20 protein-coding genes are annotated in these 23253 nt (G+C 50.0%); 11 read left to right on the plus strand and 9 right to left on the minus strand.

Features of this window, described 5'->3' with window-relative positions; translation table 11 throughout:
• Window positions 1–202: 202 nt before the first annotated feature.
• From EZV61_RS01175 to frdA, 5 genes are all read right to left on the minus strand, one after another.
• Complete coding sequence (locus tag EZV61_RS01175; protein ID WP_131414059.1) at window positions 203–976, minus strand: hypothetical protein; 774 nt, start codon at window positions 974–976, stop codon at window positions 203–205.
• 242 nt (window positions 977–1218) lie between these two features.
• The gene (gene frdD, locus EZV61_RS01180; RefSeq protein WP_131414060.1) at window positions 1219–1572 is read right to left on the minus strand and encodes a fumarate reductase subunit FrdD; all 354 of its coding nucleotides are present in this window, start codon (window positions 1570–1572) and stop codon (window positions 1219–1221) included.
• Window positions 1569–1964 (minus strand): fumarate reductase subunit C, encoded by a 396-nt coding sequence (locus EZV61_RS01185; RefSeq protein WP_130566214.1) that lies wholly within the window; start codon window positions 1962–1964, stop codon window positions 1569–1571. Before EZV61_RS01185 ends, frdD begins: the two co-directional genes overlap by 4 nt.
• Window positions 1961–2800 (minus strand): succinate dehydrogenase/fumarate reductase iron-sulfur subunit, encoded by an 840-nt coding sequence (locus EZV61_RS01190; protein ID WP_130566215.1) that lies wholly within the window; start codon window positions 2798–2800, stop codon window positions 1961–1963. Before EZV61_RS01190 ends, EZV61_RS01185 begins: the two co-directional genes overlap by 4 nt.
• Window positions 2797–4575, minus strand: coding sequence for a fumarate reductase (quinol) flavoprotein subunit (frdA, locus tag EZV61_RS01195; protein WP_131414061.1), 1779 nt, complete (start codon window positions 4573–4575; stop codon window positions 2797–2799). The genes EZV61_RS01190 and frdA overlap by 4 nt, the downstream gene beginning before the upstream one ends.
• 378 nt (window positions 4576–4953) lie before the next feature.
• Between frdA and EZV61_RS01200 the strand changes: the two genes are divergently transcribed.
• The 11 genes from EZV61_RS01200 (at window position 4954) to EZV61_RS01250 (ending at window position 17244) form a co-directional block, all read left to right on the plus strand.
• Entirely contained in the window at window positions 4954–5178 is a 225-nt protein-coding gene (locus EZV61_RS01200) for a DUF2375 family protein (RefSeq protein ID WP_114336898.1), read from the plus strand.
• A 145-nt stretch (window positions 5179–5323) separates the two neighbouring features.
• Window positions 5324–5638 (plus strand): hypothetical protein, encoded by a 315-nt coding sequence (locus EZV61_RS01205; protein WP_131414062.1) that lies wholly within the window; start codon window positions 5324–5326, stop codon window positions 5636–5638.
• A gap of 58 nt (window positions 5639–5696) precedes the next feature.
• A complete protein-coding gene (locus EZV61_RS01210; protein ID WP_240695130.1) occupies window positions 5697–6929 on the plus strand; it encodes a hypothetical protein in 1233 nt (410 codons plus the stop codon).
• Entirely contained in the window at window positions 6868–7818 is a 951-nt protein-coding gene (locus tag EZV61_RS01215; RefSeq protein WP_131414685.1) for a metal ABC transporter solute-binding protein, Zn/Mn family, read from the plus strand. The genes EZV61_RS01210 and EZV61_RS01215 overlap by 62 nt, the downstream gene beginning before the upstream one ends.
• A complete protein-coding gene (locus tag EZV61_RS01220; RefSeq protein WP_114336900.1) occupies window positions 7818–8606 on the plus strand; it encodes a metal ABC transporter permease in 789 nt (262 codons plus the stop codon). The genes EZV61_RS01215 and EZV61_RS01220 overlap by 1 nt, the downstream gene beginning before the upstream one ends.
• A gap of 575 nt (window positions 8607–9181) precedes the next feature.
• Window positions 9182–12814: an alpha-amylase family glycosyl hydrolase gene (locus EZV61_RS01225; protein WP_165569497.1), complete on the plus strand. Its 3633-nt coding sequence runs from the start codon at window positions 9182–9184 to the stop codon at window positions 12812–12814.
• Between the two features lie 305 nt (window positions 12815–13119).
• The gene (locus tag EZV61_RS01230) at window positions 13120–13812 is read left to right on the plus strand and encodes an iron-sulfur cluster assembly scaffold protein (RefSeq protein WP_114336902.1); all 693 of its coding nucleotides are present in this window, start codon (window positions 13120–13122) and stop codon (window positions 13810–13812) included.
• 10 nt (window positions 13813–13822) lie between these two features.
• Window positions 13823–14821 (plus strand): GGGtGRT protein, encoded by a 999-nt coding sequence (locus tag EZV61_RS01235; RefSeq protein ID WP_131414064.1) that lies wholly within the window; start codon window positions 13823–13825, stop codon window positions 14819–14821.
• Between the two features lie 248 nt (window positions 14822–15069).
• The gene (locus EZV61_RS01240) at window positions 15070–15435 is read left to right on the plus strand and encodes a hypothetical protein (RefSeq protein WP_131414065.1); all 366 of its coding nucleotides are present in this window, start codon (window positions 15070–15072) and stop codon (window positions 15433–15435) included.
• 207 nt (window positions 15436–15642) lie between these two features.
• The gene (locus tag EZV61_RS01245) at window positions 15643–16200 is read left to right on the plus strand and encodes a sugar O-acetyltransferase (RefSeq protein ID WP_114336905.1); all 558 of its coding nucleotides are present in this window, start codon (window positions 15643–15645) and stop codon (window positions 16198–16200) included.
• A gap of 165 nt (window positions 16201–16365) precedes the next feature.
• Complete coding sequence (locus EZV61_RS01250) at window positions 16366–17244, plus strand: DUF1444 family protein (protein ID WP_131414066.1); 879 nt, start codon at window positions 16366–16368, stop codon at window positions 17242–17244.
• A 242-nt stretch (window positions 17245–17486) separates the two neighbouring features.
• Here EZV61_RS01250 and EZV61_RS01255 read toward each other — a convergent pair whose 3' ends face one another.
• The 4 genes from EZV61_RS01255 to EZV61_RS01270 all read right to left on the minus strand — a co-directional run bounded on the left by EZV61_RS01255 (window position 17487) and on the right by EZV61_RS01270 (window position 23203).
• Window positions 17487–17972 (minus strand): hypothetical protein, encoded by a 486-nt coding sequence (locus EZV61_RS01255; RefSeq protein WP_131414067.1) that lies wholly within the window; start codon window positions 17970–17972, stop codon window positions 17487–17489.
• 103 nt (window positions 17973–18075) lie between these two features.
• Window positions 18076–20835 carry a DEAD/DEAH box helicase gene (locus EZV61_RS01260; RefSeq protein WP_131414068.1) on the minus strand — a complete coding sequence of 920 codons (2760 nt, stop codon included), beginning with the start codon at window positions 20833–20835 and terminating at the stop codon, window positions 18076–18078.
• Between the two features lie 35 nt (window positions 20836–20870).
• Entirely contained in the window at window positions 20871–22388 is a 1518-nt protein-coding gene (locus EZV61_RS01265; protein ID WP_131414069.1) for a carboxypeptidase M32, read from the minus strand.
• Between the two features lie 71 nt (window positions 22389–22459).
• On the minus strand, window positions 22460–23203 hold the full coding sequence (locus EZV61_RS01270; RefSeq protein WP_131414070.1) for a glycerophosphodiester phosphodiesterase: 744 nt from the start codon (window positions 23201–23203) through the stop codon (window positions 22460–22462).
• Window positions 23204–23253: the final 50 nt, after the last annotated feature.

Consider the following 23253-nt stretch of genomic DNA (forward strand, 5'->3'; position numbering starts at 1 on the left):
GGATTGCTTTAAAGGCGTTGATTTAAAGGGTTATTGTGGCTTGAAGGGTATTAGCTTTTGCTAATAATGAGTTGGAGGAAAGATTCATATGTCTTCTTTATTTATTACATATGTGTAACGGGTAAAACCACATTGCTAAATGTGGTTTTACTTCAAATTTGTGAGTCGATGTCAATCTTTAAATCGACTGTTCTATAATAGATTAAAGATGACAAAGTCGATATATTTCTTCTTTCATGGCACTATTTACATCGAAGTGTTTTTCTAGAAAATTCAATTGCGTTAAAACAGATTTAGCGATCCCAGAGTAGCCCTGCAACATGTCCGGTAATTCTCTTGATATTTCTGGGTGGCGTTGCTCGAAACGTCTATCAATAACAAACGGGTCTTTGGGTGATGGTTGTTCTTCTTCTACTCTTGTTGCTAAGTCTAATATTCTGTCGAGCGCATATTGTTCAACAAACCTGAGCGCAGATAATTTTTCACCTCGTTGATATCGACAAATACCTACATATAGATTGGTGATCGCTTCACCGACAAGCCATTCTTCATCAGAAGAGGCTGGCGGACCTTTGTCTAATCTTGGGGTACATACTTGGCTATCAAAATCATGCTGCTGCCAAACAATACGCCCAGGTGAAAATGGAATATTATTTAGTTCATAGGGTTCAAATACAGCAAACTCGCAAAAGATGCCATCTTCAAACAATAACTTGTAGCCATCATAAGTGTTTCGAAAGCAATAGCTGATGGGTTTTATATTGCTAAGCCAATCTAAGTGATCGATAAACCGTAATTTTTGACCCGGCTGAACAATGGCAAAAAAATCTAAGTCTGAAAAATCGTCAAGTCGACTTAGTTCCTTGCCTACAGAACCTAAGCCTAGAAGGGCGAGTGCCTGATGGGTATTTCTCAGAGACTGACCTATCTCTTCTAGCCTTTCGAGAAGTAAAACGGAGTGGGATTTTTTCTGCATCCTTTCAGCCTTTGCAACCTTGTTTGTTAGAATGTTTTAGCGGGGCAGCATCATAAGCATTAGAGTTAATGCTAAGCAATGCTCTAGTTATGTTAGGGATAACATTTTAGAGGTTGAACATGTAATTTATCTATTTCGGAGTAGTTTTTACGGGTGATTGCGTGGTTCAGTCGACGAAAAGCTGGATGAATTATAATCAAGGCGCCGAATGGCGCCTTGTTATCGGTTGGGGACTTCGCGAATTAGATCGCCAGTAACAGCGTCCCTGTGGCGATGGTCACCACTAAAGCGAAGCCATAACAAAGCACAAAGAATAGACCGCGCGCGCCCACTTTCAGGTCATGCAAGCCATGATAGATACGGTGCATGGCATGCCACATCGGCAAGCTGATCACGGTGAGCCAGCAAAGTTTACCCAACCAGTGCTGGCTGAAGGCCAGCACGCGAGCATAGGACAGCGCGTCGCCATCTAATAACCCTGCAGGTGCCATGATCCCGGTAACCAGTATCAGTGCGGGTAGCAGGAATGCGGCAACCACACCGCCGCCGCCAAACAGCGACCAGACGATGGGTTCGTGAGAACGTTGAAAACTCATAACCAACCTCCAATCGCAACGATGACGACAATGGACGCCACTACAAATCCAGCATAGTGACCGCCGACAATCAGGTTCTCAGGCAAGGGTTTCCCTTTGATCCAGATATCCATAGTTTTCGGTGTCAGGGAGAACCAAGTCACCGCATGGAGCATCGCCATAGCGAGGCAAACCAGATGGAAAACAATAGCAGCCGGCGAGCTCATGGCAGCGACATAGGCATCCCAGGCGGCTTCCCCTTTCACCAGAGCAAACAGTGCACAAACCAGCGCGAGCGTATACAGGGTGACAAACACGCTGGTGCCTTCCCGCAGCATATAGAAGCGATAGTAGGGATGGCTTGCCCACCAAGTTGGCCCCATGGGGCGAGTATAAGGTTTACGCTTACTCATGACTTACCTCCGCAGCCACAGTCGCCTTTACCGCAGTCGGCTTGTTTTTCCTGCTTGGCGCTTTTGTACTGTTTAGCCTTGCTCATGCCGGCGAGATTCAACACATAGTCGGTACTACTTTCGACCTTACCTTGGTTAATCGCTGCCGCAGGATCGACGCCTTTTGGGCAAACCTGCGAGCAGTAGCCGACAAAGGTACAGCCCCAAACACCCTCTTCTGAGTTCAGAATTGGCAGGCGTTCACCTTTGCCCTGATCTCGGGAATCGCGGTTATAACGCTGTAACAAGGCCAGCGCTGCTGGGCCCATGAATTCATTATTCAAGCCATATTGAGGGCAGGCGGCATAGCAAAGCCCACAGTTGATGCACATCGAAAACTGCTTATAACGAGCCATCTCTTCTGGTGTTTGCTGATAAGCCCCATCGGCCAGTTTTTCCTCGGTTTCCCGAATGATGTAGGGCTTGATGGTTTCCAACTTTTCGACAAAGTCATCGATTTTGGCGACTAAGTCCCGCTCTATCGGGAAATTTGCCAGTGCTTCGACGCGGATCTTGCCTGAGCCGCCATTCGATTTAACGTAGTCCCGTAAGAAGGTTTTACAGCCTAATTTGGGCACTTTGTTAACCATGTAGCCACAGCTACCGCAGATCGCCATACGGCACGACCAACGATAGGAGAGTGAGCTGTCACAGTTATCTTTGATGTAATGCAGCGCATCAAGGATCGACATCTCATAGCTGTAAGGGATGTCAAAGCTTTGCAGCCAGGGCTTATCGTCTTGCTCTGGCCGGTAGCGCAGTACTTCTACTGTGATATTTTCTTGGGCTGAACTCATTTCGCAGCCTCCTGTTGCTCCAGCTCGGCACCATAGACACGCTTAGCGGGCTGACTCTTGGTGATCTTAACGTCGCTATAGCTGAGTTCTGGGGCGCCTTCCGCATTGAAATGGGCCAATGTGTGCTTGAGGAAGTTCTCATCATCACGGGCTTCATAGCCGTCGATGCGTTGATGTGAGCCTCGGCTCTCTTTGCGCTGCAGCGCCGAGTGACACATGGTTTCCGCTACGTCGAGCAGGAAGCCAAGTTCAATCGCGTACAGCCACTCGGTATTAAATACCGTGCTTTTATCTTCGATCTTGATGTTTTTGAAGCGTGCTTTCAGCGCCGCTACCGCATCGCAGGACTTCTGCATGCTCTCCTCGGTGCGGTAGATGCCAACACCCTCTTCCATGGTCAGTCCCAGCTCATTACGGATCGCTGGCATCGACTCATCGCCGTCGCTGTTAAGCAGTGCCATCGCTGAATCGAGACCCGCTTGGGCTTGCGCCTGCAGTTTGGCACTGTCGCTATTGCTATTGTTCAAAGCAAACTGTGCGGCCTGCTCACCCGCAACTTTGCCAAACACAACGATCTCGGCCAGCGAGTTTGAGCCTAAACGGTTGGCACCATGGAGCCCGACACTGGCACACTCGCCGACCGCATAGAGGCCGGGCAGGGAGGTGGCACATTGGCCGTTGGTTTCAATACCGCCCATGGTGTAGTGCACCGTAGGTCGCACTGGAATAGGTGCGTGTACCGGGTCTACACCCACATAAGCTTTGGATAGCTCACGGATAAAAGGCAGGCGCTCGTCAATTTTGGCTTCGCCGAGGTGGCGCAGATCCAAATGAACCACATCACCCCAAGTCTCATCCTTGATGGTGCGGCCTTTTTTCTGTTCCTGATAGAAGCATTGGCTGAGCTTATCTCGCGGCCCTAACTCCATATGCTTATTTTTGGTTGTGCCGAGCGGCACTTCTGGTCCTAAGCCGTAATCTTGTAGATAACGGTAGCCATCTTTGTTCATCATAATGCCGCCTTCACCGCGGCAGCCTTCGGTCATCAGTACGCCAGTGCCGGGAAGGCCCGTTGGGTGATACTGAACAAACTCCATATCCCGCAATGGTACGCCGTGGCGGAACGCCAGCGCCATGCCATCACCGGTGACAATGCCACCGTTGGTATTGTAGCGATAAACACGACCTGCACCGCCGGTGGCGATAATCACTGACTTGGCTTGAATAAAGCTTGTTTCACCCTCTGCCATGTCTTGGATGAGCACACCCTGACAGCGGCCATCTTCGACCACCAGATCAAGACAGAAATGCTCATCGTAGCGCTTGATCTGGGGATACTTGGTTGAGGTTTGGAATAGCGTATGCAGCATATGGAAGCCGGTTTTGTCAGCGGCAAACCATGTGCGCTCAATCTTCATGCCACCAAATGCACGTACGTTGATGCTGCCATCTGGCTTACGAGACCAGGGGCAACCCCAGTGTTCCAGCTGGATCATCTCTTCGGTGCAGTTTTCGACAAAGTAATCCACCACATCCTGCTCACACAGCCAGTCGCCACCGGACACGGTGTCATTGAAGTGATAGTCGAGTTGGTCATGATCTTGGATCACACCGGCGGCGCCACCTTCGGCTGCAACGGTATGACTTCGCATTGGGTAGACCTTGGAGATTAGCGCAACCTCCAGTTCCGGATTGGCTTCAGCAGCGGCGATGGCCGCCCGTAAGCCTGCTCCTCCGGCTCCCACAATAGCTATATCTGTGGTAATCGTTTGCACGGGTATCCTCCTGACGAGGCAAGATGGTTATAGGAGTGTTTCTAGTTATAAGTCTGATCCCATAGTAGCGATCAGCGGCACACAGGTTTTGAGTTAAATCTAATTTCGTTGCAAGTCGTAGTGTTCCTTGCCGATCTGCCTGTTTTATCAGCAAATATGTGAAATGGATCCGTATAAGTACTTATATTATTTAGCAGTCGCTAAACTAGTTTTTGTTTAAGTTGATCGCTTTGCTAGTTCAAATCGTTATTAACTCTGATTAGAGTTACTTCACATGCGGGTCTACACTCTACTTAACGCAGCGATTAAGAAGTGCGCAGCAATGGAGTAGTGCTATGCGTCGGGAGAGCGCATTGACGGCGACCTGGAGGGCTGGCGATGCAACACGATACGATTACAGTTTTATATTACGACATACAGGATCTGCAGCAGATTAGACGTCGCTGCTTTTACAACATGAAGGATACCAAAGGCGGACGGGTTATTCTGCCTGAGCACTTTCGGCAGACATCTTTGATTGTCGCCGTGCTGGAGGGAGACTGTGAAGTGTTGAATACGCTTGGAGAGCGATACGCACAACTCCCGCCTGCTGCGAACTTTTAGCGACTGAGTATTTGGAAATAGGGCCTGAATGGCCCTTTTTTATTGTGTTCTGCTCGTGATCTTTTTGTGACCAAGTGTAACGCCAGGGTTGCCACTATCAAATTCAACGATACAATCCCCCTGTTATTACTATTGGGTGAGACGAGTGGGCGCAATTAACGGCCAATCAAAAAAAGCAGTGTTGCAGCGCTTGTCGCTGGGACGGCTTTTATTCGTCTTCATGTTGCTTTGGCAAGGCATGCAATGCATCCACAATGCCGAGCACCCGATCCATCTACAGGACAGCGATGCGGTTTGTGCCGTCCATTTTCAGCAGGCGCAACCTGGTTTTGCTGTTGCCGGCATTGTTGTTCCTGAGCTGGTCGCTGATTTTGGTGGCTATCAGGGGCTGGTTGTTGTTCAGATCGAACAGGCCTCTCGTCGTACTACCATCCGTGGTCCTCCTTCCTACTCTGCTTAATCAAAACAAATAATTCGATTTTAACTTTCGACCTTTTTTTGGTTTTTTGGAGTTTATTGTGAAACTGCATGCAATTTCCCGTGCCTTGACCTGCACGTTTATCGGCGCAATGGCGCCTACCGTTTTATTCGCCGAAACCGGCATGAACCCGAACATCTCTGCTGTGATTAACGTCGGCTATACCGATCGTAGTGACTTTCATGGCATAGGTAACTTGCCCATCGATGGCGATCATTCTGCAGGCCCTGACGATGGCTTTTGGTTAGATCACACCGAGTTGGCGCTGTCCGCTGCGTTTGATGAGATGTTTTACGGCAAGGTCACCACCGTGTTGGAAGAGCATGATGGCAGTACGGAAGTAGAGCTGGAAGAAGCATTCGTCCAAACCATGGCGATGCCTTATGGCTTGTCGGTGCGTGGTGGTCGATTTATGTCGAACCTGGGGTATCTCAACAGTAAGCACACCCACACGGATAATTATGTTGATCGTCCGCTGGTGTACCGTGCTTTTGTTGGCAGTCATTACTATGATGACGGTGTGCGACTGAATTGGATCGCCCCAACCGAGACTTATATTGAACTGGGCGCAGAGGCATTTAAAGGCGGTCAGTTCCCCGCGGCGGCCAGTAGCAACATCGGCGCGACCAATGTTTACGCAAAATTCGGTGATGACTTTGATGAGTCGAATAGCTGGCAGGCGGGTATTAGCTGGCTCCGCACAGACAATGATTTTGGTGAGTGTTCCACCCATGATCATGGCGATGACCACGATGATCATGACGACCACGATGATCATGACGATCATGATGACCACGACGATCATGGCTTTGAGTTTGGCGCGTGTGATTTTGACGGTAACAAAGATTTCTACGTTGCTGATTTTGTCTGGAAGTGGGCGCCGAATGGCAACTATAAATACCAGAGCCTGACTTGGCAGAGTGAATATTTCTACGTTAAGGAAGATGGCTGGTACGGTGAAGAGCATGAGGGTGCATTTGAGCGCGAACTGCGCCAAGACGACCACAATACAGGCTGGTATAGCAGCGTGGTCTATCGTTGGTCACCTAACTGGTCGGCTGGCATCCGTTACAGTGAACTGAAGCCGTCTGATACCTACAGTGACGGATTTAAACCTAAAGCCACCGATCTGATGGTGGATTGGAACTACTCTCATTTTGCGACTGTGCGTTTACAGTACACCCGCGATGAGAGCATGGAAGATATGGATGATGACATCTTCTCCATTCAGTTCGTTGGATCTATGGGGGCTCACGGTGCGCACCTTTTCTAAACGCTTAACCCTGCTTGCTGCGTTACTATTGTTGGCGCCGCAGGTGCAGGCGCTGAACATTTTTGCCTGTGAACCTGAATGGGCTGCGCTGGCCAAGGAGCTGGTGCCGGATGCTGATATCTACAGCGCTACCACCGCCTATCAGGATCCACACATGGTGCAAGCACGGCCGAGTTTGATCGCCAAACTGCGGCGTGCAGATATGTTTATTTGCAGTGGTGCCGAGCTGGAGACCGGCTGGTTACCAGCGCTGCAGATGAAGGCCAATAATAGTGATGTCCGTGATAGCCAGCCGGGGGCATTTTACGCCGCCGAGCAGGTTGAACGGCTCGATGTGCTGGAGAATGTATCGCGCTTGATGGGCGACGTACATGCTTCAGGGAATCCCCATGTGCATCTTGATCCCCATCGCATACAGACGATTGCCATTGCACTGGCTAAACGCTTGCAGCAGATTGATCCTGAAAATGCCGATAACTATCAACAACGGCTGACAGCATTTACCACACGCTGGCAAGCGGCACTGGCTGAATGGGAACAACAAACCAAACCGTTGCAGGGACAGAAGGTGGTGGCTTACCACAGCTCTTTCCGTTATCTGTTTGACTGGTTGGGCATTACCCAGATCGCTGATCTGGAGCCTAAGCCGGGGTTGCCACCCACCAGTGGCCACCTAACCAGCGTGTTGAAACAGCTTCAGGAGCAACCGTTGTTAGGTATCATCTACGCCAACTATCAAGATCCGAAAGCAGCGCAATGGCTGGGTGGAAAAGCTGACGAGCCGGTGATCCCACTGGCGTACAGTGTGGGGGCGGATGACACTGCTGATCTGTTTATGCTCTATCAACGCATAATTCAACAATTGTTGGCAGCGGTGGAGAGAGCCTGATGGAGTTTGCGGATCTAACATTGATCCTGTTACCGGCGCTTTGCGCCGGTGTCTTAGTGTTAGCAACCCATGTGCCTTTGGGCTACCAAGTACTTAAACGTGGCATCATCTTTATCGACCTGGCGATTGCCCAAGTGGCCGCGTTAGGTGTGGTTTTTGCGCAGTTAATGCACTTCGAGCATTATGGTGCCTGGGCCACTTACCTCGCTTCTGCCGGTTTTGCATTGGTGGGGGCGGGCTTGTTGGCGTGGCTCGAAACGCGTTTAAAGCAAGAACTGGAAGCAGTAATCGGTTGTGTTTATGTGGTGTCTGCGGCGTTGGCGTTACTGCTGCTCTCTCATGACCCACACGGTGCTGAACTGATAAAACAGACGCTTTCAGGCTCTATTCTTTGGGTCAGCTGGCAAGATCTGTGGGTACATGGATTGATTTACCTGAGCATACTGCTGTTGACTTACTTGCGGCCTAAATTGATCGAGAGTGGCTGGTTCTATCCACTTTTCGCTATCGCCATAACGAGCTCTGTCAGCTTAGTGGGTGTCTATTTGGTGTTCGCATCATTAGTTATGCCGACGTTGGCTACTTGGCTGTTAGCCCCAGGGCCTATGCGTCTGCTGTGTGGTTACGGCGTTGGCGTAGTCGCCTATGTTATCGGTTTGGGGCTTTCCGCAATGCTGGATTGGCCAAGTGGAGCAACCGTGGTCTGTTCACTGGCTTGTACTGGGCTTATTTTTCGCATGATAAGTAACATTCTGCACCAGAAAAAGACAGCTGTTGTAGTGGATTAACATTGAAGCCACAAACATCACTGCTTCACCGTGATGTTTGTGGCGTCGCCATCGCATTCTCTTTACCACGGTACTTGTCTTCTCGCTTATTGTCACACAACCTTCATCTTTCCTTCTGTTAATAAAGAAATATTTCCATTTTATGAAATCGTCATTTGGCTCTGTTTGCCGCGTGATACAGATCTCAGTTCCAGCGCATTCATTTATTCGAATATGACAAAGGTCAATAAGTAAACAGATCGCCTTCGTGTTAGCGATATCTATTGCTAGCATGATACCGCTAACTTTTGGTGGCGGTTTGTGCAAGTAGTTTTCTTCATGATTTAGATAGGGTAGCGAGCAATAGGAGTGCTCGCCTAGCGGCACATCAATAGCGTTCTTCGCGTGTGCTTTTTCATGAGGTTTTGGGCGCAAGTATTAGAAGTGATAGCGGATCATCGTGGTTGCGATGGTCAACCCGAGTGGCGCCAGTGAGGCGCTATTTTTGTCGGTGATTTCTCGGCGTTTACGCCGCCACCGACAGGATCACTATCTAAGGCTTTCGATAGGCGAAGCCTTAAACAAGGGAATTGATGATGAAGAAGCTATTGCTCGTTGGTATGTTCGCTGCTTCCTTTACTGCGCAAGCAGAGTGGGAGTTCCGCGGCACACCAAACGACTGGAAAACAACACCGTTAACGCATGTACAAGGCACTGAATATCAGACTTGTCAGACTTTCGGCAGTGATAACCCCCGATTCAAAATTGACCGTTGGGGAAATTGGCAAGAAAGCTACCCGCAAGATGATATATCCGTTGTTGCCAATACTAGCTACCAGATTACGTTCTACAGCGACAGCAAGCACATTGAGCGTGTGGAAGTGGCCGATTGTGAGGGTGAGCCAGGCGGATGGCCATCCCTTTACTTCCGTGGCACGCCAAATGATTGGGATATCACGCCTTTTGTCGAGCAGACAGAGGGTGTGTGGCAGGTGGAGGTCGACTTTGATGGTCGTAAGGACCAGCGCTTTAAGCTAGATGTGTATGGTGATTGGAGCCTGAACTACGGCAGCAGTGACAGTAGCGACCCGATGATGCTGGTGCAAAGCGGCGGCGATATTTATACCCAGGTCATTGGGCGTTACACCATCGAGGTGAATGAAAACGCCAATACGTTGAGCATGTCTATGGGCGAGCCAAATATTGCGCCCCATGCCGTGATCACGCCTGAGGGGCCGCTTGAGGTCGAGCTAGGTGATTCTATCATCTTTGACGGCAGTGACTCTTGGGATGAAGATGGGCAGATCGCCAGTTATGCATGGAGTAATCGCGAAACCACAGAAATCGCACAATTCACCTTCAATGAACTCGGTGAACAAAGCATCTCTCTGACTGTGGTTGACGATGGTGGAGCCAAGGGCACAGCTTCAGTCACTGTGAATGTGACGGGTGATCCAGAGTCCGACTGGTGCTTCCGCGGAACGCCGAACGGCTGGACAAAGACAGTGATGCCATACAACCCAGATACCGGGTTATTTGAATTGCTGCAGCCGTTTAATGGTGAAGAAGATCCGGCGCGCTTTAAAGTGGCACGCTGTTCCACTGATTGGCAGGAATCCTATCCCACGCAAGATTTTCCTGTCACGGATGGTGAAAAATTTCTAATCAGCTTTGATGAAACCGCTAAGCAGGTTGATGCAGAGTTAGTTGTGGGTCCGTCTGCTCCAGAGTTGACGGTAAGCCCCCAGAGCAAAACGTTTACCAGCGATAACTTGTCGGTCACCCTGAGTTATAAAGGTGAAGCGACAGACGCGACTTACCTGTTAAGCGACAGCACGGGTGATGCGGTTGCATTTGAAAATGGCGATGTCATTGTCGTAGGCGCTGATTTAGAGATCGGTCAGTCGGTTGATCTCTATGTCGAGGTTGCCAATGACGTGGGTAGCGACTCTGCTACGTACACCTATACCAAAGGCGATCCGGAAGAAGTTGGTTTTACCGTGTGGTTGAAAGCGCCCAGTGGCTGGGATGCCAAGATCCACCACTGGGACGCCATACCAGAAGGCTCATGGCCGGACACCGATTGGAGCGGTGATGACATGAAAGAGCTGGGCGAAGACTGGTTCCGCTATAAATTCCCCAATAGCAGCTCTAGCAAAATGATCTTTAACAACAATGGCGCCAGCCAAACAGACACGTTGACCCGTTCATCGGATGGTTGTTACTACTATGCTGACAACCGCTGGACAGACAGTTGTGATGTGCCCCCAGTACCTGCAGAAGTGGGCATTAGTGGTGCCAAATTGAAGTTCTGGCAAGCGTCGATTGTTGTGACCTTGGAAGCTGACGGTGACAACGTCACTGGTGGTCGATATACCTTGGACGGTTCAGACCCTATGGCGGGCACGCCATACAACACAGGCGACCAGATCACGCTGGGCGAAGGGCTGGAAATTGGCGATACAGTCGAACTGCGTCTTTGGGCGAGTAATGACGTATCTACTGCTAGCGAACGTTACACTTTTGAAAAAATTGAAAAACCGTCTGCATCCAGTTTCAGCTGGGACAACGCCACTGTTTACTTCGTATTGACCGATCGTTTCCTAAACGCAGATACCAGCAATGACCACAGCTATGGTCGTGAGAAGGACCGTAATGGCTCGCCATATGCCGGTTATGAAAACCGTGTAGGTGCGTTCCAAGGCGGTGATCTAAAAGGGCTGACGCAAAAACTGAAAGAGGACTACTTCAACGACTTAGGCATCACAGCGATTTGGCTGACATCACCCATTGAGCAGATCCACGGTTTTGTTGGTGGTGCAAACTTCAAGTACTACGGTAACCACGGTTACTGGATGCTCGACCCCACTGCTGTTGACGCCAATATGGGCACAGAGGCTGACTTGCTTGAATTCGTTGATACCGCACATGAGAAGGGGATCCGTGTGGTGCTTGACGTAGTGATTAATCACGTCGGCTACGACAACCTGATCGATGCCTCTCAGCAGCCTTATGGTGCGCTTAATGCTGGCTGGGAAGATTACTACTACACCAGTGATCCAAGTACCATCCACTATGAAACCTACGGTAACTATTTTAACTACAGCGATGGCGCATGGAGCCAGTTCTGGGGTCGAGATTGGATCCGTCATACCAAAGCAACTGGCTACGACATTTGTGCTGAAGCCTATGGTGCTTTTGATTGTGGTGGTGGCTTACCTGATGTGAAGTTAGAAAGTAACGCCACCGTTTCTTTACCCCCTTTACTGCAAAACAAATGGGCGAAAGAGGGTCGCTTGAGCCAAGAACAGGCTGAGTTGGATGCCTTCTTCAACAACACCGGTTATCCACGCACGGTAGGTAATCACTTTATCAAATGGATCACCGATTGGGTGCGTGAATACGGCTTTGACGGTATCCGTATGGACACCGTTAAAAATATGGAAGGCCAGGGTGAAGAGGTGCTCAAGCGTCTGAAAGATCAATCGGTTATCGCACTGAATGAATGGCGTGCTGCCAATCCTAACAAATTGCCAGATGAGCAAGAACTGGACTTCTGGATGACGGGCGAGTACTTCGACCATGGGGTAGGGCGCAGCCATTGGTTCGACTATGGTTTTGATTCGATGATCAACTTTAATTTTGCCGGTGTGTCACTGGGCAGTATTGAAGGTGTTTACAGCAGTTATGCAGCGTCCATCAACACGGATCCAACGTTTAACGTACTGAGTTACATTTCAAGCCATGATAAGAGCATGTATAGCCGCAGTAACTTGATTGATGGCGGTTCAGCGCTGTTGATGGCTCCGGGTGCCGTGCAGATCTATTACGGTGATGAAACCGCACGTCCATTGGTTGATGCGCCGTTTGGCGACCTAACGCTACGCTCATTTATGAACTGGAGCAGTATCGATCAGAACGTGCATAGCCACTGGCAGCGTTTAGGGCAGTTTCGTGCGCGTCACGTTGCAGTGGGTGCCGGTAGCCATACCCTACTCAGCGCATCACCTTACACCTTTAAGCGTGAGAAAGATGGTGACGCGGTGATCGTTGTATTTGGTGCCAGCGGCAATGTTACGGTGGATGTGTCATCTGTGTTCGGCGACTGCTGGGAAGTGACAGAGTTCTACAATAACAACAAAGCGACCGTGGCTAGCGGCAAGGTGACTTTCCCTGCCAGCAACAATGGCGTGTTGTTACTGGAAGGCGTCGAGAAAACATGTAGTTAAACAGTGTTGAAAGACATATGTTAGCTCTTGTCCTTTGTGGCAAGAGCGCGTCTACCCTTGATCAAGGCGTGCTGGTGAGGATCCATCCAGCATGCCTTTTCTTTTGCTCCCGTTTCACTTCCACCCTCTCTGTTCAGAGAAAAATCGCATGGCCGCCGTACCCGCAGTTTTCGCTTATGACTGTCGCTCACACGCTTCAATTAGAATCGTCATATTTTATTGGCTATTAATTGTTCATCGTTTTGGCGCATGCTGCGTCAATCAGCCTAAACTCATTGAAGACGTTTCAGCTTATGGGGATAGTTATGAACTACACCACCACTATTGAAAACATGTGCCCGTTGACCCGCGGCCCAGATCACGCGAATGCGCCCATTCCGGTTGAAGGTGAATGGGTTAATGCCATTGGCATTAAAGACATTTCAGGATTTTCTAACGGCGTCGGTACCTGCGCGCCCCACCAAGGGGCAACCAAAGTGTCATTGAATGTTAAAAACGGCGTGATAGAGGAGTGTCTGATTGAAACCGTCGGCTGTTCCGGTATGACCCATTCGGCCGCCATGGCATCAGAGATCCTCACCGGGCGCACCATACTTGAAGCACTCAATACCGATTTGGTGTGCGATGCCATCAACGTTGCAATGCGGGAGATATTTAAGAATTTGGCCTATGGCCGCAGCCAAACGGCGTTCTCTGAAGGGGGATTACCTGTGGGCGCTGGGCTTGAAGATCTTGGCAAGGGGCTGCGTTCACAAGTGGGTACCGCGTATGGCACCAAGGCCAAAGGGGCGCGTTATTTAGAGATCGCGGAAGGTTATGTGACTCAACTGGCCTTGGATGAGGATCGGGAAATCATCGGCTACGAGATCGTCAATATGGGCCAGATGATGGCCAAGATCGCCGATGGTATGGATGCCAACGATGCACTGGCACAAACCAAGAGCCGTTATGGCCGTTTCGATGATGCCGTAGAAACCATCGATCCACGCAAATCTTAAGGGGCGAAAAATGAATCTATTTGAAGGTTTTGAGCGCCGCCAGCAAAGCATTGAAGCAGCATTAAAGAAGTATCAACTGGCAGACTTACAAGCCGCACGGGAGCTGTGTAGCGAACGGGGCTTTGACCCGTATCAGATCGTGTTTGAAACTCAGCCCATCGCGTTTGAAGATGCCGCTTGGGCGTATGTATTGGGCGCAGCCATTGCACTGCGCTCTAACGCCCACAAGGCAAAAGAGGCAGCGACCGCGCTAGGTGAAGGATTACAGGCTTTTTGTGTGTCAGGCTCTGTCGCGCAGCAGCGACAGGTGGGATTAGGCCATGGCAATTTGGCCGCAAGGTTGCTGGATGAAGAGACCGAATGTTTTTGTTTCCTGGCGGGCCATGAGTCATTCGCGGCGGCAGAAGGCGCGATTAAGATCGCGCAATATGCGAACCAAGCCAGAGCAAAGCCGATCCGGGTGATTTTGAACGGCTTAGGTAAAGACGCCGCTTATCTGATCGCGCGGATGAACGGCTTTACCTATGTGCAAACCCAACTTGATTATGCCACTGGCAAGCTTGCCATCGTGCGGGAAAAGACGTTTGGCCACAGCGAACGTGCCGGTATCCGCTGCTACGGTACCGACGACGTGGTGGAGGGGGTTGCGGTGATGCATCATGAAGCGGTGGATGTGTCTATCACCGGCAACAGCACCAATGCCGCTCGTTTTCAGCACCCGGTTGCTGGCACCTATAAAAAAGAGCGATTGTTGCTAGGGCAGGAATACTTTTCCGTGGCATCTGGTGGCGGCACCGGACGCACCATGCACCCCGATAACGTCGGTGCGGGACCCGCCAGCTATGGCATGACCGACACCATGGGACGGATGCACTGCGACGCCCAGTTTGCAGGCTCATCCTCGGTGCCCGCCCACGTTGAAATGATGGGGTTTGTCGGCATGGGGAATAACCCCATGGTGGGGGCGAGTGTGGCAGTGGCCGTGGCGATTGAGCAGAGCTGTCACTAGGCGGCCAGAGCCAACCATCAAATAAGATTGGGGATGACAGGCCTAATTCCCCAATCCTCTTTTGTCCGCACATAAGTAAAATTTGAGAGCCAACAGCTTGCGAAACAAAGCAAAACTGTTGAGATTAGGCAACATGTTACCGAGTATGCGAAAGCAAAAAGCTTGTTTTGTGCTCGTTTAGCGCAAATTATAGCCAAGCATTTTGTGCCGCTTATGCAAGTGTCACATCCCTGATAAGGAGCTCTTAAATGCTTGAAGTTCTCAATTCTGCTTCCACAAAAGCAGGATGGCTAAAACCGGTTGTTACGATTGCCTCTGTCGTGTCTTTGTCAGCTTTTCTCTATGTTGTCTTGACCGCTGAGGGAGCCAGTAAAGATGTTTATCTCATCCCCAGCGTAGTGGTTTTTTTATGGACGTTGCTATTCAGCTTCCTTCTGGCAGTTTTTCCTAACATCCCCGCTGTTCCGGACAAATCATGCAATTTTCTCTTTCGCGCCAAGGTAAGGGTTGTCAGATGGTTCTACTACATCGTAGCTGCGTTTTTTCTGGTGGCTACATTAGCTGTAGTTCTTCTCTCAATGAGAATTCTTAATGTTTGGCGTATCGACTTTTAGGTATAACAATCCCTGTCACTAGCTCGTCACTGGACAAGGCCACTTCGCGACCAGAGACGTCAGATCAATTGGTTTGTCGAGATTTGCGGTAAGGAACGCCGCACCGGCAAGACATTCGGTGGCACGCGGCATTAGTCCTTTTCATCCGGTGACCAGCTAAACTCTGTAGTAAGTCATTTCAACCACTTAAAATACTGGATGACTAGGTTGAGCGAATTAGAAAAAATGCTGTCTGGTGATATCTATGATCCCAGCGATGAAGTATTAACAATGTTGCGAGCAGAGGCGCGTGAAATCACTGCTCGCTACAATGTGACTCCACGTCGAGATCTGGCAGCACGCACAAAATTACTTGCGCAGTTATTGGGTGGCATTGGTGGCGAGATTAAAATCGAACCTCATTTCAACTGTGATTATGGTCAGCACATCTTTGTTGGTAACAACTTCTATATGAATTTCGGCTGTGTCATTTTGGATTGTGCTGAAGTTCGCATTGGCGATAACTGTTTCATCGGCCCTCAAGTGGGTATCTATACGGCTTGTCACCCTCTAGACCCCATCGAGCGCAATAAAGGTATTGAGTTCGCAAAGCCTATCACGATTGGCGATAGCTGCTGGATTGGCGGTCATGCGACCATTAATCCAGGGGTTCGTCTGGGTGACAATGTCGTTGTCGGGTCAGGGGCGGTGGTGACTAAAAACTTTCCGGATAACGTGGTGGTTGCAGGCAACCCAGCTCGCGTTATAAAAGCGCTGACAACGTAGCTTATCAACTCCTCTTCGCTCTTTGGATATCAGGCAGCAAGCGGCTGCGGCGTTAATATCTACTCTGATGAGTGCCCACCCTCCCGAATCTCAGCGCATACAAGCCTAATTCCTCTCGTTATACTGCCCCCACTTTAGAGACAAGGAAGCCTTTTTGGGGGAGTTATGACAACACGTGTATGTAGCCATTGCGGAGAATCACTTGATTTAAGAAAGGTGGTGGCCGCATCTAGCCCGGCCAATATCAACTGTGCAAGCTGTGGTTCAGATATCGGCGTAGACAAAACTCATGCTTGGGGGTTTGCTGCGGTAGGCTTGGTTATCGCTATCGCCCTATGGTTGTTGATTGAGAAATACTTAGGCTACACCTTTTCAGTGGTGATGGTTGCGGTTGTTGCTTGGTGGCTGATTGCAGAGTTTGCTTACTACGTTGGACTTAAGTCTGGTGTAGTAAAAAGCACACTTCTACCTCAAGATCAGCTTACTCAGGAAACGGAAGAGGAGGCCTCCACTCCCTTCGTTGTGCCACGACTGAAGAACCATGCTTTTGTTAAAGCGATGGATGACATACCGCAGATGACCGATGAAATGCGACCCATGTCTGAGTTCTTGTTCTCGGATTTGTGGCTGACCTACGCCATTGATGATGGGGATAACTTTATTGCGCTTAGCCCAGCTCTGGCTAAACAACACGGAATTGACCTTGATACGATCAAAGCGACAGCAACACAAAACGTATTGCTGTATCTGAAAGATATCCGCAAAAACGAACATGACGGCTTTTTCTCCTTGAGCTGTGAAAACAACATGATTGCCAATGCCGTCCTGTTCTCACCGCTTTGGGAGCAAATAGAGGACGAGATTAACGATGCTGTTGTGATAGCTATTCCGCATCGTGACTATGTGCTGTATGCGCCTCGAAACAACCCCGATGCCATCGCTAAGCTAAAAGAGACAATGCAATCGTTTGATTACAGCGAGACTCATGCTTTATCCGAACATCTGTATATCAGAGATGGAGAGTCGTGGGCGGTGATGGAGTAAACCTCCCGAGGCAATATTGAGAGCAGTGACATGCTGCGATAGGGCTTAACACTGCCCGCGACCGGATTTCAGAATCACCCGTTTGGAAGATAAGGGCTAGTTGTCCTAGCCCGACTTGCGTGCTGACTACGCCATACTGCAACTAAATAAAACAAGCCCAGATTGTCCAATTAACAACTCTAAGCCTGTAAAGCTCATTAGTTGGATGTAAGCCTCTCCGCGCTGTTCGGTATGGGTGACGTCTAGCTGCTTGAAGTCATCAAAATAGGGCGTGACCTCTTGCAGTTGCCCTTGCAGTTTTTGTACTTGGCTGTGGCACTGGGCGTGGTGGCAATCAATTCAGTGAGAAAACTGTCGAACAGGGTGAGATTTTGCGTGAGATCTTTATTGATAGCGCTTTTTTGCTCTGGCGTGAATTTGATCGCTTTGCCGAGAGCTTCTAAACCATCGTCGCCGTTCATTGCCGCAGCAATGAGTGAATCAATCGTGTCTGCAGATTCATTCTGATCGATGACCTGTGAAATCATATCCGCCAGGCGGGCGCTGTGTTCGAGAATGGGGGTTAATTTGCCCTCCATCTGTTCCATGAATTTATTTGCGTCCTCAAATTTTTTCGCCATATCTTCCAGCTCTTGGTCGCTGGGTACTGAATTAGCCAAGGCTGGCAGGCCAAACAGTGAGAGGCTTAAGATGGCGATGAGCAGGGCTTTAGTGGCAGAACAAATCATTTCGGTGATCCATGTTTTGGTGGTGACAATAATCAGTGTCTATTTGTCTATTTGTCTATTTGTCTATTTGTCTATTTGTCTATTTGTCTATTTGTCTATTTGTCTATTTGTCTATCTTGCAATTGGTTAGGGCTTCACTGGCAACCGTTGTTGAGGCGTTTTTAAGTCGGTTGAGCACCTCTTCAACACAAAGGGCAGAGTCTACACGCCACAGGCCATAACTGATTGGAACCACATCAAGTGCTGCGCGTTTGAGTATTTTGTACGTCGTCAGGTCGAAGAAGTCTACCCAAGGCCCCGGAAAACCGATTAAATCAATCGCCAAATAGTGGTCGTCGTATTTGCACAGAATGTCGATATCTGTGCCCGCAATGTGTACTCCACTCCAACAGCGAATATTGTGCTGTGCCAGTGCGTGGATCACCTCCTGTTGGAACTGGTCGCAAACAGCACTTTCGAGCTGTTTTGCTTCGTAGTTGCGCAGGTTTGCCCGGTATTCGGTGAGTAAGTTGGAGGGTAGCTCTGATTCGGTGACGGAAACGAAAAGCTCATGGGCACCACGAGCACGGGTCACGGCTACATTAAACATGTCAGGTTTGTTGAGATAGACCGCAGCTCGTTTAGATAAAGGGTCTACGACCCATGAACTGAGCATGATGTCGCGTTCTTCGCCTTGAAAGCCATATGGGGTGGCGACGGTGATGTTAAAACGTTCTATTTGATCGAGCGAAATGCGGGACTGGATCGCCGCGGTGAGCTTTTCTACTTGGGCGCGAAACGGAGAGAGTACACCGATACTTCTTGGCTGCTGTTGCGCGTCAGCATCGCGGATCAGGACTTCCAGCCGGTTAAGTAGCGCTTCGGCTTCGATGTCGTTGGTGCCCTGGCTATCTCTGTTTCCTGCAACATGGTGGATAATCATCTCGCCTTTCTCATGATCTGGGCGTTGCTGCATGATTTTAAGTTGGTTGCGGTAGAACTTCTGATTACTGAAATCGATCAGTTTTGCGCTGCTACGGAAATGTTCATTAAGAAACGCAACATGGTCTTGGTTGTTGATGGCCTGTTGGGCTAGATCCAGAATGCTGCAGTCTCGATAACTCAAAACCCCTTTCTGTGTGGAAGGCAGCGCGTACTTTGCGGCCACGGCTTGCTGTTTGGCGTAAGACAGAAATGACACATGGCGCAGTTGTTTGTCATCACCCACGATCAGTGCGCGCTTGGCGCGATAAAGAGCGGGCAGGCAGCTTGCGATATCGGTTTGTGTGGCTTCGTCGATGATCACTAGATCAAATAGCGCGGCTTGATTAGGTATCGCACGATGCAAGCTATTCAGTTGTGCCAGCCAGATCGGAAAGGTTTTTAACAGTAGCCGGTAGTCAATCTGCTCGAACAGCTCCGCTTGGGTTGCTGACGCTCTGGATCTGATCGCCTTGTTAAAGGTTTGCAGTGTTGAGCGGGATTGTCCAAGTAGGTTTGCGATATTCCACTGGGTTTGCTGCTGTAACAACTGAGCGGCGAGGGATTCACGTTGCTGCTGCTGTTGATGGATCTGTTGCAGTAAGGGCCATAGCTGGCTCATCTTACGTATGCGTTGGCGAGCCAGTTTTAAGTACCAACGGCCCAGGCGCGGATAGCGTTGCTCTAGGCTACTGAGCCGTTGTCCGCGTTTGACGCCCGCGCGATTTTTCTTTGTTAACCGAGTTTCAGCACGACTTAATTGTTCATTTAGGCTGACCACCTGCTGCGTGAGTGCGGCGAGGGCCTGTTCTGTGATGTTGGGTTGGTAGCCGCTGAGAAGGTCGTTTAGATAGCTTTTTAGTTGACGTAGATAGTTTGGGCTGCCCACTCTGACGTGCACATCTTTCAGGCCATACTGGCTTGTTATCTTGTCGGCGATGACGTTGAGCGGATTTTCTGATGAGGTGGCGATCAGTACCGATTCTCCCCGCGCCATATGCTCAGCGGCGACGGCGGCGATGGTGTAACTTTTTCCTGTGCCTGGTGGGCCAGAGACAAATCCAAGCGGCGCCGAGGCGGCGATCTGGGTTACCTGCGTTTGTACGTTGGAAAGTAGCCCTGGCAGCAGGTCTGCTTGACTGGTAACTGCGCTGGTGGATGGCGGAACGGTTTCAAATAGCTGCCGTATCGGGGGAGAAAGAACGCTGCAGGCAGAGATTTTATCCAGCTCATGGATAACGCCCCGTGTGCCTTTGGGTTTTTCTATCAGCGCCACCATCGCCGATGGAACGAGGGCTAATCCGTGCTGCTTCGATAGTTTACTGAGGGCATTTTTTGCCGCGAGTGCGGGATATTTTAGCGCCGGCAGCAGGTCGATAGCGTGAGAAGAGGCGCGCAGCATATCTGCCAATGTCACCGCTTTAAACTCTCCTGGGATTAGCGAGAGTGAAGATGCCTTGCCCTTGGTGTGCGTACCGCCGGTGGATGAAGCATCTTGAGGTATCAGCTCGGCTAACAGCGCCTCATTCAATACAAATTCGCTGTTGTCGGCCGTCACGTAGTAGCCTTTTTCGTCTTGGTGCAGTGTGACGTTGACATACACCAAAGGGCTGGCCAGTTGGCGTTTTTCCCCTTTGATCTCTGTTGTTCCGGCAATAAACATGCAGGCGTAAATCAGCTGACGTTCACGTTGGTAAAGCTGCACCCGCTTATATAGCGGCTCGGCGATCTCATCTGCGATCGGCGCACCTGGCATTTGATCGCTCAGCAGCAGTTCATTGCCGGTCAAGGTGACACGATCTGCGGCCTTAATCTTATGCAGGTTCCAAAGATTGAGGCTGGCGTTATCTAGCGCATAACACGCTTGGTAGTAGCGGATCAGGTCGCTGACTTTATTACTCATTACATCATGCTCGGGCTCGTGCACTGCTTAGGCCGTTATTCATCTAGGTATCGACGTTTTAGGTGGTTAACGAAAAAGTCGGGGTTTAACGGCTCCCCCGTCGCCATGGTGATGATCTGCTCAGTAGTGTAACGGCCACCGTGCTGCCAGACGTGTTGTGATAGCCAATGTTTGATCGAGCCAAAATCACCTTGGGCAATGGCTGCGCCAAAGTCAGGTTGTGTCTTACGCAGTGATGCGGTCAACTGCGCAGCATATAGAGCGCCTAGTGTATACGTGGGGAAGTAGCCAAATTCCCCTGCTGCCCAATGCACATCCTGCATACAACCATCTTTATCATTCCCTAACGTAGCAACGCCCAAATATTGCTGCATTTTTTCATCCCATAACGCTGGAATGTCGGCCACTTCTATCTGTTCCTGCATCAATGCTTGTTCGATTTCGTAGCGCAGGATGATATGCATTGGGTAGGTCAGTTCATCGGCTGCGACGCGGATATGGCCTGCAGAAACGCGAGTGATATGGCGATACAGATTGTCCGAGGCAAACGCCGAGTGGGAACCAAAAATTTGTTCTACTTGGGGCTGAAGGAAGCTGACAAACTCAGGCGTTCTGGCCAGCTGCATCTCAAACAGCAGGCTTTGTGATTCATGTAATCCGGTGCTTTGTGCTTCGCCGACAGGTTGTCCGCGCAGCGATTTGGGCAGTCCCGCTTCATACAGGGAGTGGCCGGTTTCATGGATGGTACTCATCAAGCCATCAAACAGGTCGTTAGGATCAAACCGACTGGTGATGCGAATGTCGTCAGGCACACCACCACAAAAAGGATGGTGACTCAGGTCCATACGTCCCCGTTCAAAATCAAAGCCTAACTTCTGGCTGACGCCACGGGCTAATTGAAACTGCTTCTCGGCATGCAAGGGGGTTGGTAGTGGCATCAGGGGCTGGCTTGCCTGCCTTTCGCTGACTTGATTGATAAGTGCTGGCAGGGTTTGTTTTAACCGGGCAAAAATAGGGGCAATAAAAGCACTGCTGCAACCCGGTTCATAGAGATCAATCAGTTGGTCATAGCGCGCGGCTTTACCTGCTGTGATGTTAGCGTTTTGCTTACTTGCGTACTCCACCCGCGCGTCAGCTTCTTCCCGCACCAGATCGACCATGTTTTTCAGTATGGGCGCATATTCTGTCCAGTTATTGGCTGGCCTTAGCTGCCGCCATGCATTTTCTGCTGCCATTGCGGCTTGGGTTTTTGCTCTGACCAATTTTCCTGGTACAGCGACGCTGAGGTCGTACTGTCGTTGCATGGCGCGCAGATTGGCTTGCTGTATGGCGGTTAACGCCTCGCCGGATGCCATTGCCAGTTGTTCCGCAACCTCTGTCGCGGTGAGCAGTTCATGGCGGATTAAAGATAGCTCTGCCATCGCTTCTCCGCGTGCAGCGGCACCACCACTAGGCATCTGAGTCGCTTGATCCCAGTTGGCTAAATGGTTGAAGTGCGCGAGCTGAGAAAGGCGGTTAAAGCGGGCTTCCAACCATTGATAAGGCTTGTTCATTGACGAGGCTTAAACTGAGTAACGTAATGACCAAGGCTAACATAGATAAACTGGAAATAGATCGTATGCGTTCAGCGGGTTAGCTGGATGAGCCCTTGGCGTTGATGAGGATATTCAGCATCAAGACGCTTCACTGCCCGTAGCGCTTTGTCTGGATAATTACTAAAAATGCCATCGACACCTAGCTCCTCTAAATAGCGGATATCTGATTCTTCATCGACCGTATAAACAAACACTTTTAGGCCTCTTGCCTTGGCGTCATCCACAAAAGCTTGATTGATAAAGTCGATATCCAGGTGAATGGCGTAACAGCCTAGCTGCTGGGCAAACGCGGCGTAATCAATGGGACAGCTGGCGATTAATGCCCCTGTGGCGAATTTTGGCTGCAGCGATACCGATTCGTTGAGTAGATGGTGGTTGAACGAGCTGATGAGAAACTGATTGGGCGTAAAGTTGAGGGCGTTAACCGCTTGATCCAGATTTTTTAATGTGGGGATGAGGGTGTGTTCGCATTTCAGTTCCAGATTAAGGTCACAGCGACCATCCACCAGTTGCAATACCTCCCAAAGAGTTGGGATCGGTTTGCCGTCGCCTGCATCAATTTCTCGCAGTTGTGCCAGCGTGTAATCTTTGAGTTGTCCGCGGGCTTGTGTGGTGCGGTGCAACCAGCGGTCATGAATGACTAACAGCTCCCCTTCGACACAGTGCAGGTCGATTTCAATTGCGTCGACATTCATCTCTAGTGCACGGCAAATGGCGGAATGACTGTTTTCCGGGGCGTAGCCACTGGCACCGCGGTGGGCGATCACAAGCATGAGCAAACTTCCGAATTAAAATTTACACCTACCTTTGACACAGTTGTATG

The organism is Corallincola luteus (assembly GCF_004336975.1).
GTDB lineage: Bacteria > Pseudomonadota > Gammaproteobacteria > Enterobacterales > Neiellaceae > Corallincola > Corallincola holothuriorum.